Raw genomic sequence first — 18,474 nt, forward strand, 5'->3', positions numbered from 1 at the left:
AAATGCAAACGCAACCGTTTTCTTCCTGCGAAAATAGGTCTGACCATTTGCTATTTTTTCGTGTAAATATTCCATATTCTTCTGCAATTTTTGCCAGTTTTTTGGTTGTTTTTTTATGCAATTTGTACACTTGCGCCAATTTGTATATTTTGGTATTAAAAAAATGCAGAAATTTCCTGTTTTTTCACAAACATTTTCTGCATTTTTCTTATTCTTTATAGACTTTATACAATTTTAATCATTAAGCTTACTTCACCAGAATTCCGTGGTGTTCCTCCATATAACCGCCGAAAATAGCATTCTTATAGCCTAATTTCTTAAATGCTTTTACCGCCTTTTCGGACCGGCAGCTGTAACTTCCTATAATATAAAAAGATTTTTCCTTATCCGGGAATCTCCGCAAAATACGGTCTTCCGTTATCTTGTCCAGCGGAATATTCTTTGTTCCTGCCACATGTCCTTTCTGATAATCTTCCTTTGCCCGGCAGTCAATTATAATTGCATTTTCCGAAGTATGCGCTGCATTGATTGCTTCATTTACAGTCAGACGTTTCTTAAAAATACCCATTCTTCTGTTCCCTTCTTCTTTTGTTATGCTTTTGCCTGCATATAAATCCGGATGTTTTCTTCTAATAAATCCAGATCCACCGGTTTGGCAATGTGTGCATCCATCCCTGTTTCCATACAGGTCCGGATATCTTCCGCAAAGGCATTGGCAGTCATGGCAAAAATCGGTATTTTCGCTGCTTCCTTCTTCTTAAGTCTCCGGATTTCTTTCGTTGCATCATAGCCATTCATAACAGGCATCTTAATGTCCATTAAAATAATATTATATCGTCCTTCCTCCGCTCTTGCAAACATTTCTACTGCTTCCTTGCCATTTACTGCCCGGTCACAGTCTGCACCTTCCATTTTTAACAGTTCTTCCAATATTTCTGCATTTAAATCATTATCATCTGCTATCAGAAAACGCATTCCTTTTAATGTCATTTTCTCTTTTTCTGTTGCTTGTCCTTTCCCCTGCAATTGCTGCTCTTTTCTTGCCTGTTCGATGCACCGTTTAAAATTTGTCACAAAAAACGGCTTGCTTAAAATACTTTGAATTCCAGCATAACCCGCTGCTTCTTCTATCTCCTTACAATCATAGGCAAAAAGCAGTAATACTGTTTTCTCTCCCAGAATCTGATGCAATTTTTCTGCCGTTGCAACGCCATCCATTCCCGGCATCTTCCAGTCTATAATTACAACATCCCAGGTCTTTGTTTTTCCGGCTTCCACAGCCTGTTCTGCCATATGAACCGCCATTTTGCCGGAATCTGCTGTCTGCACATCAATCCCAAACGGATGCAGCGTATCCATAATATATCTTCTTGATTCACTCTCATCATCAACCACCAGTACCTGGCTTATCTTCTGCAGTTTCCACCAGTTAACCTTCTCCTGGTACTTTATTTTCCGGAAATTCAAAATCACCTCAAAAGTAGTTCCTTTTCCAAGCTTACTCTTCACATGAATGCTTCCACCCATTAACTCCACCAGGCTCTTGGCAATTGGCATTCCAAGACCCGTTCCGGAAACCGGATTAACAGTGCTTTGCACTTCCCGGCTGAATGGGTCAAAAAGATTCTTAAGATACTCTTCACCCATCCCCTGTCCATTATCACTGATCCGGAACTGATACTGTGCAAAGTTTCCCTTTTTCTTTGGTACTTCTGTAATATCAAATACTATCTTACCGCCCTTTGGGGTATATTTTACTGCATTGGATAAAATGTTCAGCAGTATCTGCTTCAGACGTAATTTATCTGCTTCCACTTCTTCTGTTTCTATCCGATGTACATGAATCATGAATTCCTGCCCCTTCTCTCTGGTCTGTGAACGGATAATCATATCCAGTTCTTCCACCAGTTCAGCAATATTCGTGTTCATAATATTAAGGACCGTTTTACCGGCCTCAATCTTCGACATATCAAGGACATCATTAATGAGTCCAAGCAGATGTTCCCCTGAATAAGTCAGTTTTCTTGCATATTCCCGGACACAATCCGAATTTTCAGCATCTCTTGAAATCAGTGTAGCCAGTCCCATAACCGCATTTAAAGGAGTCCGCATATCATGGCTCATATTGGATAAAAATACACTTTTCGCTTCATTGGCACGCTCTGCCTCTGCTTTTGCCGTATTTGCAAACAGCACCGTCTCTTCCAATGCAGTATTGACTTCTTCCAGCTTCTCTGCTGCTTCTGCCTGCTGCATTGCATTTCGTCTCGCGTAAGCTACCTTATTCTTTTCATTATAAATCCATAGAATACTAATACCCAGTGCTGCTAACATTGCAATGATAATGCAGGTCACTGTCAGCCAGATATGCAGCATCATAATCTGATAATCTGCCAGTACATTCTGCACAATCGTAATGTCCACTTCACAGGCTATCATATACTGTGTTCCTTTTAATGCACGATACGAAAAATAGTCGGACTCATTTTCACGTTCCAGGGTTATACACCCGGAGCTGCGTTCTGCATAGTCCGACTTCACTTTTTCATAATCTTTCTTATTCATAATCTTTTGTTCATGGTAACTATCAAACAGATTATAATTTATGGTTACTTCACCCGGCTCATTATTAATGCTTGCATATGCCACTTCTCCGTTTTCATCCATGACATAGATATTAGCCTGTCCGTTATAAGCAGACGTTACAAAAAGATCGTTAATAATCTGTGGCCGGAATAGAAATGCAATTGCTTCATATTCTTCCCCATTGACCAAAAAAGAATCTACTGATTTTGCAATTATAAAGATTTCCTCTCCATCCTTCCAGGTACAGTACTGGGCAATTCCTTTATTCTCACCAAATAATTCTGACAATCCATCCTGCATCTGTATTCTGCCATTCAGTCCACGCATGCACAGATATTCACCTTCATCATTGACAAAGACAATATCCCGCACCATATTACTTTCCATAGAGTCAAAATAGTTCTGGTAATCTTTCAGTTCTGCTTCCCTTTCCCCATCCCCGAACATATATTTTTCAATAGAATCTATCTGTTCATAAGTAATCTCCAGACGGTTCCGGTAAGCACGCTCCATCTGTTCCATCAGTTCAGATAAACTCTGTTTGCTGTTCTTATCAATGTATTGATTTGAACCCCCAAGGTCTTTTGACATCCAGCCAAATATCAAAGCCATAACCACAATACATACAATCAATACCGTAAAAAACCTTTTTTCCTGCTTTTCCTTTTTCATCCCGCATAATACCTTCCAATCTGTTTCAGATTATCAGACTGGTTCCTGCAAATTTTGTCGAAAAAGCAAGATGTCTCTGCCTAATTAAATCTTTCCTGAAGTCCGTTTTTCCCTTAAGTCCTCTACCAGTGCATAAACCTCCGGTCTCCGTTCCTTCAGATGTTCGTCTAACGCATGCCGGCGTTCTTTAAAGCGCTCTGCCAGTTCCGGATGTTCCTTTGCAATACGCTCATGTACTTCCCGTCGATGTTCCTCTAACCGCATAGCCAGCGTTCTTTCATCTTTACCGGAAATATTAACAATCTCTTTCAAATGCTCCTCTAAATGCTCCAGCCACTCATCTTCGTCCAGTTCTTCCATATGGGACCAGCTTCCATGTAACAGCTTTTCCACATCTCCTGTCTTTTTCAGCTGTTCTATCTGTGCCACAATCTGCCGCTCTATAGCATCTTCAGTTTCCGAACCAAATGCCCAGACAAATTCCTGCACCCGGTTATCCGCCCTCTTTCTTGAGGCACTGCGCTGTTTATTGTCTACACCGCCCTCCAGCGGATAAGGACGTTCATAACCCATATCCTTTAAAGCAATATGTATTGTTCTTCTTGCGCTGCCCTCTTCTATGATGTGTCCCAGACCAAGCTTTCGCATCTGTTCATTCAAATCTGCAATATGTTCTGTAATATAAAAACAGATACCACGTTTCTTAAGACCCTGATACAGCATTTCCAACTGATCCGCCGCTGTAATATCCATGGAGCCGATAGCACTGGCATCTAAAATGACTGCCTTCGTATCCTCTTTTATATTGTCTTCAATGTCCCGCTTTAACATCTGCACATTAGCAAAAAAGAGATTACTGCTGAACCGGTATATCAGAACGCCTTCTATCGCATGTATCTGATGACTTTCTTTTAAATCCCGGAAATGGCGATGTCCCGGCTGGATTCCAAGAAAACATCTTGATGGCTTGGCAGTACGGATAATCATCTCAGTAAAGGAAAGTATAATGCCAATCAAAACGCCATTGATGGTTCCAAGCACCAGCACGCCAAAGAATGCTCCTAAGAAAATGAAGAATTCTGTACGGCTGACCTTCAACAATCTTGCAGCAAGCTCAAATTCCGTTGCCCCAAGTAATGCAGAAATTACAATTGCCGTCAGCATCGGAATCGGAAGATAGCCGATAAATCCGGTTCCGCAAAGCAGCAATACCAGCATGGATAAACCGGCTATGATTCCGGTCAGCTGTGTCTTACTCTGATACTGTTCTCCCATTGCAGTTCTTGAAACAGAGCCATTAATAGGACAGCAGCCTGTAAATGCTGCCAGGAAATTTCCCATGGAGAATGCAAAAATTTCCTGATTATCATTCATTCGATATCCATTCTTCTGTGCGAAATTATTTTCTGCCAGAAGCGTTTCTGCCATAATGACCACTGCCACCGAAAGGCTGATAGTTACTACCTCTTTCATCGGAAGCATGCGGATATCCGGAATCACAAACTGTGGAAGTCCCGGTTCTACTGCAGACAGCGTCTGGATTCCCCATTCCCTCACCGGAAAAAATTTTGTCATTACTGCTCCTGCTGCCATTAAAAGCACTGCCATTGGAAATTTCGGCATTATTTTCTTTGATACAAGAAGTATCAGAAGGGAAATGCCGCCTAAAATCAGTGATGGCAGATTCACCTTCGTCTGCCCGATATGCTCCACCAGCTCAATGAGTTCTCCAACGCCGGCGGTACCGCCCATTAACTTTGGTACCTGCATCAGAATAATCGTGGTGCAGATTCCGGTAATAAATCCACCCATAACCGGTGCCGAAATATAGTTCACCAGTTTTCCTGCTTTCATAAAATAAAACGCCAATAACCAGACTGCCACAAAGAAAGTAAGTACCGGCACTGCTGCAATTGCTTCACTGCTTCCACTCTCAATACCAAGTCCCACCAGTGCCGAACCGATTAAGGCTGCCGGTGCCGCATCTACCCCAAAAATAAACTGTGGTGAAGTCGAACACAGTGCAAATATCAGAATTGGGAAAATGGAACCATACAGACCATAGACTGCCGGAAGTCCTGCAATCTGTGCATAGCCCATAGCTATCGGAATGGAAACTGCCATAATAATAATACCGGCCAGAATATCCTTTGGAAAATTTTTCTTATCATATTTACGAATGGTAGCTGCAAGTTGTATGCGCATATTATCGCTTCTTTCTACTATATTATTTTTTATTATACGGCAAATAAGATGATTGTACAATTCTTTTGGCAGCAGAAAGGACAGGCTCTTTATCCGTGCCTGTCCTTTCTGTTCTGGTTGTTCTAATTATTCTGTTCTGTTTATTCCATTCTGATTATTCTTTTTTATTTCTGATTATTCATTTTCAGTTGCTTTCTTTCTTCCGAAAACAAACATTCCTCCACAACCTGCTGCAATCAATGTCATACAAACTGCAATTGCAGAATTATCACCTGTCTTTGGTTTACCGGATGTCTTTACGGTTGGCTGGCTATTTGCTGTTGTTGATGCATTTGCTGCTGTTCCAGCCGCACCACCGGAAGCTGTACTGTCACTTCCGGAAGTTGTACCGCCATTTCCGGATGTTGTACCACCATTTCCTGTGGCAGCCGTATCTGCCAGCTTTTCTGTGGTAATAAGATAAGTAGAGCAATGATTCTGTTTTACGGTCAGATATCCTTCTGAATCTACTACTCCCGCATCAATATTTAAAATCGTTCCATTGTCAAATAACCGGCTGTAATATAATGTCTTTCCGGCATACCGGGTTCCCACAAAAATACGAATCTGTGCTTCTGCCGGAAGCTGACCGGAATAATTATACTTAATCTGTTCAATGAAAATATTCTTATTTACTGCATTTGGAAGCGTGCCCAGCTCACTGTAATCTTTTACAATCTTTACTCCAAAATCATAGCTGGAAACATTATCAACGGCTGACATGGTTCCTTTTCCAAAGGTAAAGGAAAGCTCATCATTGGATTTGATAACAATGTCCTTTGTCTGATTCTCTGCCAATATCTGCCGGAATCCATTGTCGGAAATAGCGGTATCTCCATCTGTTACATCCACTACGCCATTCACTACAACCTGCTTCGGTGTAAAGGAAATCACATCCGCCCCGGAATATACATTGTAAACATTCTCTACTTCTTTTCCTTCAAATTCATAACCAGCCGGTAAGGTATCTTCCGCAAGCGCCATGTTTTCTACAAGCTCTTTCATAACCGGATGTGCTGCGTCCATAAGATATCTGGTTTCCTGTGTATTATAATCCGTATAACTCATAAGAATCGGACAAAGAATCCGGTAAGAATTACCAGCCTCATAATAGGTTCCTCTATAAATAAAGGTGTCTCCCGTATCCTGTTTCTTTACCAGACAGGCATCACTTCCTCCACTTGCCATCGTAGTGGAATAATAAGCTGCTATCTCTCCATTTGCTGTATATGCCGAAATATCCGTAAGCTTATCTTCTACAGTTATTGCTACCTCTGCACCCAGCGTAGTGCATTCCTGCAATTTTTCAATCCGGTAGGTCTTATTTCCGGACATATCGGTTACTTCTGTTATAACAAACCGGCCTTCTTCTCCGGTTTTTGTATACACATCACTCTGGACCGGACTGATATCAGTTCCAAAATAACCACCATATACCTGAATCATTTCAAAAGGATGCTCTGCCTGAATCTTCATGTCATTAACCTGTCCCTTTGCCACAATCGGTGATGACGTATAATTCCAGGATGAACCAAACGGACATCCGTCAGTTCCACGATATACCGTTACTGTACTGTCCCCGGAAACCGTCAGCAGCGACTTGCCGCCTTCTGCAAATAATTCAATACCATCCGGATTCTTTCTGTTTTCATTGACAGTAAGGCTTCCGGAACCGCAGATTGTCAGGGAGCCGCCCCAGCCGCCATGCCAGATTCCAAGATTCTGCAGCTTATTACTGCCTACCAGATTCAATTTAAAATCGTCTCCCATCATGTTGGTATAAAGTGCAACATCCGGATGGTCATAATTGGTTAAGGTCAGCGTATTGCTTGCCTGGTCATAAGACGCTCCGTCCACTGTATTTTTCTCATTGGTAGAAAATACAACCGTATCATTCAATTGAATATTGGCAAATGCAAACTCTCCTTCCATGCATGGTCCATTTGATGCCTGCACCGGAATCATGGACGGAACCATCATCAGGGATGCTGCCAGTGCCACTGCACCAATACATTTTAAAGCACGTTTCATTTTCATAAATCTATCCTTCCTTTCTTCGTATTATAAAAACACTATAAGGAAAACGATAGATTCTGTGCAGTCTACATCCGTTTCAAAATATGAGAAATTTATCTCACCCGGCTTCTCCATTGAAAATTTAACCTGCAAAATCCCCTGAAACAGGTTATGGTTATCATCAACCGCCTGCTTCAGGGGATTCTATTTTTATTCTGTTCGTATTCTACTAATCCTGCTTGCCTAATGAAGTCTTTCTTAATGCTGCCGCAATAATAAATGCATACACTCCACCAATCAGTGCTGTAACTACCTGAGTCAGTGAGAACTGAAGCTGCAATACCTTTAACATTGGTGCCATTTTCTCCGGAAGCATATTTGGTAAAATAATCAGGGAAATTACAACTCCCATAAATAATCCTTTTAAGATAGAACCGATTACAATAGAAACCGGGAATCCTGCTTTACTACCAAGCTTACCCTTAAGCAATGCTACACAAAGCACCAGAATGGCATTTCCTGCCATAATGCATGGAAACATTGCCGGAATGGCTGCCATTACCGGGCTTCCGGTAATAAAGAATGCAGTAACCGGTGTAATAATACTTAAAATAATTCCGCATGCCAGTCCCGCATACAATACAGTTAAGATTAATGCTGCATTGATAACTGGTCCTGTTATGTATACACTTAAATTTTTAAAGAACTGACTTGCAATACAGATTGCAAGCATAATTGCACTAACTGTAATTTGTCTGGTTTTCATTTTCATGATGTCTTTCTCCTCCTGTGCATCTATATTCGTAGGAACTGACCTGTTCCATACCAACGCAATCATACTCCAATGAAAGCTAGAATGCAACCGGATGATTTCTCATCTGCGATTCTGTAAACCATTTTTATAATTGCTCCAGTGTACTCTTTACACTATTTGCGGCACTTAAAATCACATTGGACGATGCTGCAATCTCCTCCGTTGCTGCGGCAAGATTCTGAATCCGGTTGCCGGTATCATTTACAACATTTGCCAGCTCATCCGCATCTTTGATAATCTCCGCAATGGATTCTTTTACCTTTGCCTGGCTCTCTGTACTCCGGGATGCCGTATCCTTGGAATTCATGGCCAGTTTATTTATCTCATCTGCAACTACTGCAAAACCTCTTCCCGCCTCTCCTGCACGGGCTGCTTCGATATTGGCATTCAATGCCAGAAGGTTAGTCTGTGCAGCAATGGAGACTACTTCCTGATTATTCTCTGCCATAGATTCCAACAGCATATCAATCTCCTGCATTCTGCCAGTCAGCTTCTCACAGAATTCAGACACATTACCAATTTCCTCTGATACTGCACTGCATTCCGTCGCATTACTTTCGTTTCCATTCACCATATCATCCACAGAATCATAGAGTGATACAAACAAGTCATTGACTGTCTCCACCGTTGTTTTAATATTCTCCTGCTGTTTCTCCACTGCATCTTTTTCTGCCTTGATTTCATCAGCAAGTTCTAATGCTCTCTTCTTCTCTTCCTCTACGGTATCCTTTACAAAATGAATACAATTTTCCTTCTTATTGAAGCCATTATAAATAGCAAATGCCATCTTTTCACAGCTTTCATAGCCACAGCATTCGCAGTCAATGCATCTTGCTTCCTTAGTCTTCTTGCCCATCTCATCATAAATCTGATTCAGTTCCTCTGTAGATGGAAGTTTATAATTACACTCTTCGGAGCAGTCTGTATATTTTCTAAGATAATTCTCCAATTTTAATTTTGAGAACTGCTTATTTAATTTTGCAAGGCGCTGTGCCGGAGTCAGTTTTCTTGACCATGCACTGTTCTTTGTATTCTTCTTACAGTTCTCCTGTATCTGATGGATATTATATAAAGCTGTATCTGTTCTTGCAATTTCCTCTTCAACACCGGTTCCGTAAATACAACCCATTCCACAGTTTAATGCGTCAATGAATAATTCTTTATTCATGCCCTTTGCAATTTCTTCCTTATGCTCCTCCAAATAACGATATGTGTGCTTTTCTCCTTCTATCTGACGTATATATACATCGTCCCCTAAGAACCAGTATACATTTTCCTTTAAGCCACCCGGCATCGGATAGATGGAACCAAGTCCATATTCAATTTCATCACTGGCAAATGCACCTGATATATTATGTTCTCTTACATATTTCATCAAATGATCAAATGTCACATTATACGATACATAGCCTTCTGTATCCGGGTCATGAATCTCTGACCATTTTGCAACACACGGACTGATAAATGCCAGTTTATCCGTAATTCCCATCTCCTGTTTTGCATAAATTGCGCTGCACATCATCGGACTGTGTACCGGGAATAACTTTGGAAGAAGCTCCGGTAAGTAGTGTTCAATATATCCCACAATTGCCGGACATGGCTGGGAAATTCCACCGGTAAAGTTGTATTTCTTTACATAATTAAGATATCCCCAGGTTGTAATGTCTGCACCGAAAGATACACTGATTATACGGTTCACTCCAAGATTCTTTAATCCTCCCAGTACCCTCTCATAATCTCCTGGATAATTTGCCTTGAACGCCGGAGCTAATAGTATGGATATTTTCTCACCTTTTGCAAGGTCTGCAAAGAATTGCTCCGTATCATCTTCAAACTCTCTTGCACCATGCTTGCAGGCATCCATACATGCGCCACAACCAATACACTTTGCCGGATCCACCTGAATCCGCTCTGTTCCATCCTCTTCTGTTACTGCCACACATGCCCCCGGACAAGGACACACTCGAATACATTTGTTACACCCAATACAGTTGTCATTGGTAAAAACCAGACTCATTTCAAGCACCACCCTTTACTTATACCCATACGCTACCTTTTTTCAATTTCAACAAATAATATCCCATATCTGTCTATTCATTATATAATATTATTTCTCAATAAAATTGTCAAATTTTCATATTTTTAATGTGTTTTATTCTTACGATTTTCCACAATTTTCGACAATTTTCGAGTAAAAAATAGTCCTCATCTCTATTGTCTGGCAAAAATCTGCAGCTATTTCATCAGAAAATGCTCCCGCTCAGGGTATTGCTGCCGGAATGCTTCCAACGCAGCTTTCTGCAAAACTGCAAATTCCCTGTCCATATGAAATTTATGTGGCATTGTAAATGCAATTGCACTTATCTGCTCTGCTATTTTTTTAGCAATTCCTTCCTCTGACAGCTGTCCCATTCCAAATACTAAAGAGGTGAAACCTCTTCCCTTTTTACTCACATCCATAAATGTAAGAAACGTATTCTTTAATTCTGCCTGAAGTATCTCCTGTTCCACCCGGCTTCGGTTCTCTGCATCCAGAAGATATAACCCATTTATGATTTCAACTGCCTGTTTCTTCCGCTGTCCCGAAAAATCTACTCCGGTACTTTCCGAAAGATATTTCATCTGCATCAGATAACCAATAAAGGTATCCTCTTTCTTTTTCTTCTTTCCATATCGAGCATATAAAAGCTGCTCCCGGAAAGTATCTCCTTCTGCTTGTTCCGTACACCCGTGCTTCTGCCATAGTTCCATTCTTTTTCCTGCATTAACTTCCTGATAAAAATCATTCAGCCACTTTGAATCTTCCTGCATAATATTTCCTCTTCGTCACTATTTTATAAAATCTTCAACATTACTGATGTCAACTTTACGATACTGGGATACATAGTATTTTTCTTCCTGCAGGCTTTGTACTTCCTGATTCTTTCCATCATAAATGTCCACTGCAAGCCTTGCCATTTCTCCAGCCTGGTCTTCCTTGTCATTATATACGGTTCCCTGCATGGTTCCATTCTGTATTGCCTCTAATGCATCTTCCAATCCGTCAATACCAAATATAATCGGCCACTCCTGCCGGTTATAACCGGCATCTTTATAAGCTTCAATTGCCCCTAATGCCATTTCATCATTGTTGGAAATAACCATCTCCACTTCGGTCCCATACTGACTGATAATCTGATTCATTCTATTTTCCGCCTGTCCCCTGTTCCAGTCTGCAAACAGGTAGCTCAGTTTTTCCAGATTGATTCCCTGTTCTATCAGTGTCTTTACCGAACTGTCTGTACGGCTGATGGCATCCTGATGTCCAGCCTCTCCCTCCAGTAAAATATACTGAATTCTCCCATCCTGATTCCTGTCAACCTCCGGATGATTCTTTATGTAATCTGCTGCAATTTCTCCCTGCATCTCGCCGGACTGTTTTGCCTCACATCCTACATAGTATAGTTGATTCCACTGCGACAAATCCTCCGGAACCGGTTCTCTGTTAAAGAAAATGACAGGGATATCATTCTGTCTTGCCAGTCTGATAACGGTTGTCGGATCCGTTCGGTCAACCAGATTTACACATAAAATATCACACCCGGCATCTATCATTTCTTCGACAATTTCATTCTGGGCTTTCTGATCATTATCTGCACTTCTGACAGATGTTATAATCTTCCGTTCTTCTGTTTCCCGCTTCTTTAACTCTTCCTTCAGTTCATCCACCGTGGCGTTGATAAACGGGTCATCATGCGTATAGGTAACTACACTCACCCTCAGTGTATTTTCTATCCGCTTTGTCTTCTGATTGCATCCGGGCAGCACCAGTATCAGTATTATCAGTGTTACCGTAACCGCCATTGTCCTTCTTCTTGTTCTACTCATATGAATATAAAAACCTTTCCAGCTCTTTTGAATACAAATCTTCTTTATTGATTATTCTGACTTCTGTTTTACAACTGTTCATTTTGTAAAAGGAATGCCTTAGCTTTTTTGCAATCTCATTCATACTCTTATACCCCGTCTCATAATCATCCGGTACGACAAGACATTCTATATTCTGATTATCTAATAACACAATTGCTTTTTCACTGCTTCCAACTCCATAAATCTTTGCACCGTGATACTTATTTTCTTCTGCAGCCTCACCCACTTCTTCTAATGCCCAATTGTCCAGAATTACCAGATAATCCACCTGTTTCTTAGATGCAATAATCTCACTGGTGTTCTGGTTTCCCCTGGCATAATTGTACTCCCAGGAAATTTCACAACCACTTCCCTCCAGACCATCTTTCAACCCTGCAATTCTGTTCACATTTTCCTCTGTCTCTGCCTTTCCAAGAATGACACCGATTTTTTTATTCTCCAGTTGTTCTTCATCATCCTGTATTAACCGCTCCGCAAGCATCTGACCAATCTTATAATTATCCGGTTTTACCGTTGCATAACCAGATGGCTCTTCTGCGTAGGTATCCTCATTAATCAGTATAAACGGTCTCTCTCCCTGCAGCCGGTTTAGCATAGTCTTTGTTTCTTTTCCCGGAGCCGGACAGATTACAAATGCATCTACATTATTCTGCAGTTGTTCATTAATCAGTTCTTCTTCATCCTCCATGCTTTCAATTAAATCTGTATTACAAATGATCAGATGCAGATTATTATTTTCCGCAGACTGTTTTAACCCATTCAGCAATGCATCCCATCTCTTATCTCCGGAATCTTCCACAATAACTGCAACTCTTTTCATCGACTCATTATCTGAAAAAATCCTGATTATAAAAAATGCAGCCAGTACAATAAGCATCAGTTCTGTGAGAATAAAGGTAAGCTTATTTTTTTTCATCTTCTACCCTCTCTCTTTTTCTGTTCTGATTTTCAAGTTCTCCACGTTTTTCCTCTGAATAAGGAATTGCCGGAATATGTATTACAGCCTTTGTTCCTTCATCCGGCTCACTGTAAATTTTTAATCCATATTCTTTGCCAAACATCAGTTGTATCCTGGTATGCACATTGATAAGCCCAACTCCCGAACCATGCTTCGGAACTTTTTCACTATTTGTCAGAAGATTATCAACCACTTCCTGGCTCATGCCCATTCCATTGTCCTCTACCGACAGGAAAATATCATTCCCTTTCTGCTCACCGCGTACAATAATTTTGCCGCCCTCATCTTCATCCATATTTCCTACTCCATAATAAATCGCATTTTCAAGCAATGGCTGTACTACCAGTTTTACAGTACAGCATTCCTCTACGTTTTTATCAATCAGAAATTCCACTTGAAACCGGTCTTTATAACGAATCTGCTGTATGTTCATATAACTTTTGCTATGTTGTAATTCTTCCGAAATCCTTATCACTGTCTTTCCTTTTGAAAGACTGATGCGAAGCAGTTTTGCCAGTTCCGAAATCATAAAAACAGCTTCTTCATTCTTATTTGCCTCTACCATCCAGGTGATGGATTCCAGTGTATTATAAAGAAAATGTGGATTAATCTGGCTTTGCAGTGCATCCATTTCACTTTTTCTCCGCTTATTCTGCTGCCGGATAATTTCTTCCATCAATTGTTCTATCTGCTTATATGAATTCTGGACAGAATATGCCAGATGCCTTATCTCTGAAGCACCCCCTATATATATTTCAGTCTTTTCTCCTGTTTCATAAGACTTTACGGATTCATCCAATTTCAAAATCGGTTTCGAAATCTTTCTTGCCATAATTTTATTCACAACAAAAAGCATCATCAGAAGAATAATTGCCGTGGCAATTATATAATACCGGAACTTATTAATGCTTGCCGTCTGTACCCCCTCCGGTACAACTCCTACCAGTTTCCATCCGGTATAAGATAGACTGTTCACAACTATATTACTTTTTACCCCATTCACAGAAATCTCATATGTACCATCTGCATAACCGGCAGCCGTACTGCTATCTTCTGTAAAAAATCCCCTGTCTATTTCTGCTTTTCTTGGGTGATAAAGAATTTCCCCATCATCTGTACATAAATAATAATACGTCTCTCCCGCTGCTTCATTCAGGTTATCTAAAACCTCTTCTATCATGGAATACTTCATATCAACCAGCAATACTCCACTGTCCGGAGTGTCACCATGATTCATATCCACAAGACTGCTTAAAGACACCACCCAGTTATATTGATATGTCTCATTCTCAAACAAATCCTGTATATGGGGTGTTGATATATGTATATTTTCTATCTCATCTATAGCGCTTTTATACCAGTCCTGCTCTGTTACTTTCTGATTCTTTTCTCTGGTAGCTACTGGTTCTGCTGCAATAATTTTCCCATCACTGTCATAAAGGGCCATACTCTGCAGCTTATCATTATTTACTTCATACAACAGACTGAACTGCCTGCTGAATTCCTGGTCAGAAATATCATATTCCTGTACGATATTATAATTAACAGCATTACAAATCTGTCTCATATTCCGCAATTCATTATTTACCTGATCCACTGTACTCTCTATCCGGCTTTCTGCATTGGAAATTGCGGTTTCTTTTACTGACATTTTAAAACGGCTATAAATCAGTAATCCCATAACTATTGTTGTAACAATGGTCATGGCAGAAAGAACTGTCATAAGCAGTGACTGTATATCCATCCAGGCTGAAATATTCTGCATCATATTTTGAATTATATTCCTTTTTTCGTGCTTTTTCTTTCTGTTTTTTTTCTGATTCATACCTCTCCACATTCCTATTCTGGTGATTTTCTGTATTTTGACGGAGATACTCCAAATTTCTTTTTAAACACATAACTGAAGTAATTTGCGTCCAGATACCCTACTTTTTCTCCAATTTCATAACTTTTATCATTGGTTTCTACAATAAGCCTGACTGCGACATCCATCCGGTAATCCGTCAGATATGTAATAAAGGATTTCCCAGTTTCTTTTTTAAATATAGTTGAAAAATACGAATTGGATACACCAAGCACTGAGCATACCGTATCCAGGGAAAAATCAGGTTCCATATAACGCTCTGCCACAACATTCTTTGCATCTGTAATCAGCCGCCTTGAAGTATTATTTCTTGCACTTTTCAACTTTTCACTAATTGCCACTGCTGCTTTTTTCATCCACTTCATCAGAGTTGCTTTATCCAGTTCCGGCACCTTTTCATAGAGATTTTCTTTTTCTTCAAAGAAATCATTAAAGTCCATAAAATTATTGGCGCAGAACCGGTAAAAAGCACCTACCATCTCCATAACTGATAAATGATACTGATTTACTGTGGCAGCACTTTTATGAAGTTTTTCCACTTCCCTCTCTACTGCTGACTCAATGTCTTTTACATTTCCAAGATAAATCGTTTTAAACAACTCATGCATTTTCGTATCTTCTGACTGTACGGCTACCGTCTGCTCCCGTGGAACTACTTCCGCAATATTTATAGCCCTTGCAGTTCCATAAAGAACCCGGTAGGATACTGCTTTTCTTGCACCTTCATAAGAATTACTGATATTCAAAAGACTATCGCAATATCTTCCAACACCGGCCGTTACAACTGCACCAATCACACGGTTCGCCCATCTGCAGAATCTATCGCAAAAATCTGTCAGTTCTGTTGCCTTATCTTCTGAATCAAGCGATACTATCAAAACTGTATTCCCAAGATACATAAATTCCTGACAGTTGAGTTCTGATGCAATCCTTTCCTTTATTTCATGCTCGACAGACATGGATAACAACAATGGATTCATTCCTTCCGGCACATGGTGCTCTGAAGTATGAAATACCACGCTGCAATAATAGGGTCCCTCCAGTGGAATCTGATAGGCAGATAAAAATTTCTCATATTCTGTCTCATTTACCCTGCCTTCAATTAACGAAACAAAAAAATTCGTCCTTAGCACCGGAAGTGCATCCTGGAAATAATTTTGCAGTTTTTTAACATTTAATTTTTCTTCTCTTTCCCTGTTTAAAGTCTCTTTCAATCTTTCCATGCAGTCAGATAATTCAACTGCATTTACCGGCTTTAACATATATTCTTCAATTTCCAGATGTACTGCCTCTTTGGCATATTCAAATTCATCAAATCCTGTAAAAATAATAATATGTATATTTGGATAATCATTATTTAACTTCTGCGCCAGTTCCAGGCCATTCATATAAGGCATTTTTATATCGGTTATCACAACATCCGGCTGTATATTTTCTACCAGTTCCAGGGCTTTCACTCCATTGGTTGCACTGCCTGACACCTCAAAGCCCAGTCCATCCCAGTCCATCTTATGCTCCATTGCCTGGATTGCTTCTATTTCATCATCAACTAAAATCACTTTATACTTTTCCATATGACGTTCCTCTTTCAGCATGTTCAGCTCTTTCTTCTCCTGCTCTTATTATATCAGACAAATGTCTTTTTCTGAATACCTGATATTGTTTAGGCCGTCCATTCATCTCTGGCGATGAGCGGGCGGCCTATGGTGATTATATATGAATGATTCTGATTACGAATTACTTATTTTTTCTGTACATATTTCAGACAGTCAAGTGTTACTGCTGCCAAAATGATGATTCCTTCGAAAATAAACTGAAGATTTGTATCAATACCCAGAATGGTAAGGGAATATGTAAGGGATGTAAAGATAAGTACACCAGTTACAACTCCGGAAATCTTACCAATACCACCGGTAAAGGATACACCACCAACTACGCAGGCTGCAATAGCATCCATATCCCATCCTTGTCCATATGCTGCACTACCGGAACCAACCATTCTGTTACATTCCAGCCAGGAACCAAATCCATACAGGATACCTGCCAGAATAAATGCTCCTAATGTTACTTTAAATACGGATATACCGGAAACTGCTGCTGCTTCAGGATTTCCACCAACCGCATACAGATTCTTACCAAATGTTGTTTTATTCCAGATGAACCATACTACGATAACTGCAACAACAGCCCAAAGGATAATTGTCGGGAATTTTCCAATCTGCGGAATAAACATAGCCGGGATTGCAGAATCAATAGCTCCGAAGGAAACACCTTTTGTTGCATATGTTACAAGTCCGAAAATAATCAGCATGTTTGCCATGGTTGAAATAAACGGATGCATCTTGAACTTCGCCATAAAGAAGCCTGCCAGCATAGAAAATGCTGTTGTAAGTACAATACAGACTGCCAATGCAAGAATTGCTCTTGCAGCAACCGGGATACCGGTAAAGTCAAAGATATGGCCAAATACACCACCTGTATTAATTCCGTTATGCATGATGATGGTTGCTGTTACCATACCCATACCAACCATACGTCCAACAGAAAGGTCAGTACCTGTTAAAAGAATCAGTCCTGCAACGCCTAATGCCAAGAACATTCTTGGTGAAGCCTGCTGCAGAATATTTAAGATGTTTGTCGTTGTCAGCAACTGTGTATTCTTTACAACCGGTGTAATAATACATAAAGCAATGAAGATTAAAATAATGACAATATACAATCCATTTTTATAAAGGAACTGTGTGGTATTAAAGGTATATTTGTAATTTTCAAATTTCTGTGCTCTCTTCTGTGCAAATGTATATCTTGACATACGGAGTAAGTCAATCAGATGATACTTATGTGCATATGCATCATGCTTTCTGTCCTTAATCTCCTGAAGTCTGGACTCATGTGCCATCTGGGCATCAAATAATTTATTCTTATAAACATACTTCTCGTCTTTTTTCTCATCTGCATCGCTGAGTCTGCTCATATTCTGCTCATGCTCTGCTTTGATGGAAGCACATATCTTTTTGTATTCTGCATTTTCAGCTTCTTTCTCAGCTTTGCAGCTATCAGCAACTTTCTGATAGTAATCATTTTTATAATGTTTTGCAAGATAACCTTCTGCATCTGCGATAAGCTTTGATACTTTGTCTTTATTCGAAGACTCTACCGCTTTTGCCTTTTCTAAGGCTTCCTTGTCCTTTGCAATCATTCTGCTCTTTTCTTCTTTTGTTAAATTCTTATTTTCCTTTACGATTGCAATGTGATTTTTTAAGCTGCGCACCTTATCTGAACCATCCTTACGAAGTTCATCAATCTGTGCCTGTATTTTTCCTACATATTCATCAATCGGCTTCAAAAGCTCTGCCTCTGCAGCGGATGAAAGAATAATACTACTGTCTGCCATATCCAATGCTCCTTCCT

Annotated in this window: 12 protein-coding genes; all 12 read right to left on the minus strand. The window is 40.1% G+C overall.

Translation table 11 applies throughout. The features are described 5' to 3' along the window. Positions 1-247: 247 nt before the first annotated feature. Entirely contained in the window at positions 248-568 is a 321-nt protein-coding gene (locus tag DXB39_RS09160) for a rhodanese-like domain-containing protein (RefSeq protein ID WP_117841552.1), read from the minus strand. Between the two features lie 23 nt (positions 569-591). Continuing rightward, entirely contained in the window at positions 592-3,258 is a 2,667-nt protein-coding gene (locus DXB39_RS09165) for a hybrid sensor histidine kinase/response regulator (RefSeq protein ID WP_117841551.1), read from the minus strand. A gap of 84 nt (positions 3,259-3,342) precedes the next feature. Beyond that, positions 3,343-5,463, minus strand: coding sequence for a SulP family inorganic anion transporter (locus DXB39_RS09170; protein WP_117841550.1), 2,121 nt, complete (start codon positions 5,461-5,463; stop codon positions 3,343-3,345). Between the two features lie 174 nt (positions 5,464-5,637). Continuing rightward, positions 5,638-7,539: a hypothetical protein gene (locus tag DXB39_RS09175; protein WP_117841549.1), complete on the minus strand. Its 1,902-nt coding sequence runs from the start codon at positions 7,537-7,539 to the stop codon at positions 5,638-5,640. Between the two features lie 208 nt (positions 7,540-7,747). Next, positions 7,748-8,290, minus strand: a complete 543-nt coding sequence (locus tag DXB39_RS09180; protein ID WP_117698232.1) for an ECF transporter S component — start codon at positions 8,288-8,290, stop codon at positions 7,748-7,750. A gap of 127 nt (positions 8,291-8,417) precedes the next feature. Beyond that, positions 8,418-10,349, minus strand: coding sequence for a [Fe-Fe] hydrogenase large subunit C-terminal domain-containing protein (locus DXB39_RS09185; protein ID WP_117841548.1), 1,932 nt, complete (start codon positions 10,347-10,349; stop codon positions 8,418-8,420). 218 nt (positions 10,350-10,567) lie between these two features. Beyond that, a complete protein-coding gene (locus tag DXB39_RS09190) occupies positions 10,568-11,143 on the minus strand; it encodes a DUF6553 family protein (protein ID WP_117841547.1) in 576 nt (191 codons plus the stop codon). Positions 11,144-11,161: 18 nt separating this feature from the next. Then, the gene (locus tag DXB39_RS09195) at positions 11,162-12,199 is read right to left on the minus strand and encodes a galactose ABC transporter substrate-binding protein (RefSeq protein ID WP_117698235.1); all 1,038 of its coding nucleotides are present in this window, start codon (positions 12,197-12,199) and stop codon (positions 11,162-11,164) included. Beyond that, positions 12,192-13,157 carry a sugar ABC transporter substrate-binding protein gene (locus DXB39_RS09200; protein ID WP_117841546.1) on the minus strand — a complete coding sequence of 322 codons (966 nt, stop codon included), beginning with the start codon at positions 13,155-13,157 and terminating at the stop codon, positions 12,192-12,194. The genes DXB39_RS09195 and DXB39_RS09200 overlap by 8 nt, the downstream gene beginning before the upstream one ends. Further along, entirely contained in the window at positions 13,144-14,967 is a 1,824-nt protein-coding gene (locus DXB39_RS09205; RefSeq protein WP_242988743.1) for a cache domain-containing sensor histidine kinase, read from the minus strand. Before DXB39_RS09205 ends, DXB39_RS09200 begins: the two co-directional genes overlap by 14 nt. Positions 14,968-15,038: 71 nt before the next feature. Next, complete coding sequence (locus DXB39_RS09210) at positions 15,039-16,637, minus strand: response regulator (RefSeq protein ID WP_117841665.1); 1,599 nt, start codon at positions 16,635-16,637, stop codon at positions 15,039-15,041. A 167-nt stretch (positions 16,638-16,804) separates the two neighbouring features. Next, positions 16,805-18,457: a galactose/methyl galactoside ABC transporter permease MglC gene (locus DXB39_RS09215; RefSeq protein ID WP_117698266.1), complete on the minus strand. Its 1,653-nt coding sequence runs from the start codon at positions 18,455-18,457 to the stop codon at positions 16,805-16,807. Positions 18,458-18,474 lie beyond the last annotated feature (17 nt).

The sequence above is a fragment of the Roseburia sp. OM03-7AC genome (genome assembly GCF_003462625.1).
GTDB lineage: Bacteria > Bacillota > Clostridia > Lachnospirales > Lachnospiraceae > Roseburia_C > Roseburia_C amylophila.

Coding starts and splice junctions, on each gene's coding strand:
- DXB39_RS09170 (WP_117841550.1), bottom strand. CDS start 5,463: ATGCGCATACAACTTGCAGCTACCATTCGTAAATATGATAAGAAAAAT.
- DXB39_RS09210 (WP_117841665.1), bottom strand. CDS start 16,637: ATGGAAAAGTATAAAGTGATTTTAGTTGATGATGAAATAGAAGCAATC.
- DXB39_RS09195 (WP_117698235.1), bottom strand. CDS start 12,199: ATGAGTAGAACAAGAAGAAGGACAATGGCGGTTACGGTAACACTGATA.
- DXB39_RS09200 (WP_117841546.1), bottom strand. CDS start 13,157: ATGAAAAAAAATAAGCTTACCTTTATTCTCACAGAACTGATGCTTATT.
- DXB39_RS09175 (WP_117841549.1), bottom strand. CDS start 7,539: ATGAAAATGAAACGTGCTTTAAAATGTATTGGTGCAGTGGCACTGGCA.
- DXB39_RS09215 (WP_117698266.1), bottom strand. CDS start 18,457: ATGGCAGACAGTAGTATTATTCTTTCATCCGCTGCAGAGGCAGAGCTT.
- DXB39_RS09160 (WP_117841552.1), bottom strand. CDS start 568: ATGGGTATTTTTAAGAAACGTCTGACTGTAAATGAAGCAATCAATGCA.
- DXB39_RS09165 (WP_117841551.1), bottom strand. CDS start 3,258: ATGAAAAAGGAAAAGCAGGAAAAAAGGTTTTTTACGGTATTGATTGTA.
- DXB39_RS09180 (WP_117698232.1), bottom strand. CDS start 8,290: ATGAAAATGAAAACCAGACAAATTACAGTTAGTGCAATTATGCTTGCA.
- DXB39_RS09190 (WP_117841547.1), bottom strand. CDS start 11,143: ATGCAGGAAGATTCAAAGTGGCTGAATGATTTTTATCAGGAAGTTAAT.
- DXB39_RS09185 (WP_117841548.1), bottom strand. CDS start 10,349: ATGAGTCTGGTTTTTACCAATGACAACTGTATTGGGTGTAACAAATGT.
- DXB39_RS09205 (WP_242988743.1), bottom strand. CDS start 14,967: ATGATGCAGAATATTTCAGCCTGGATGGATATACAGTCACTGCTTATG.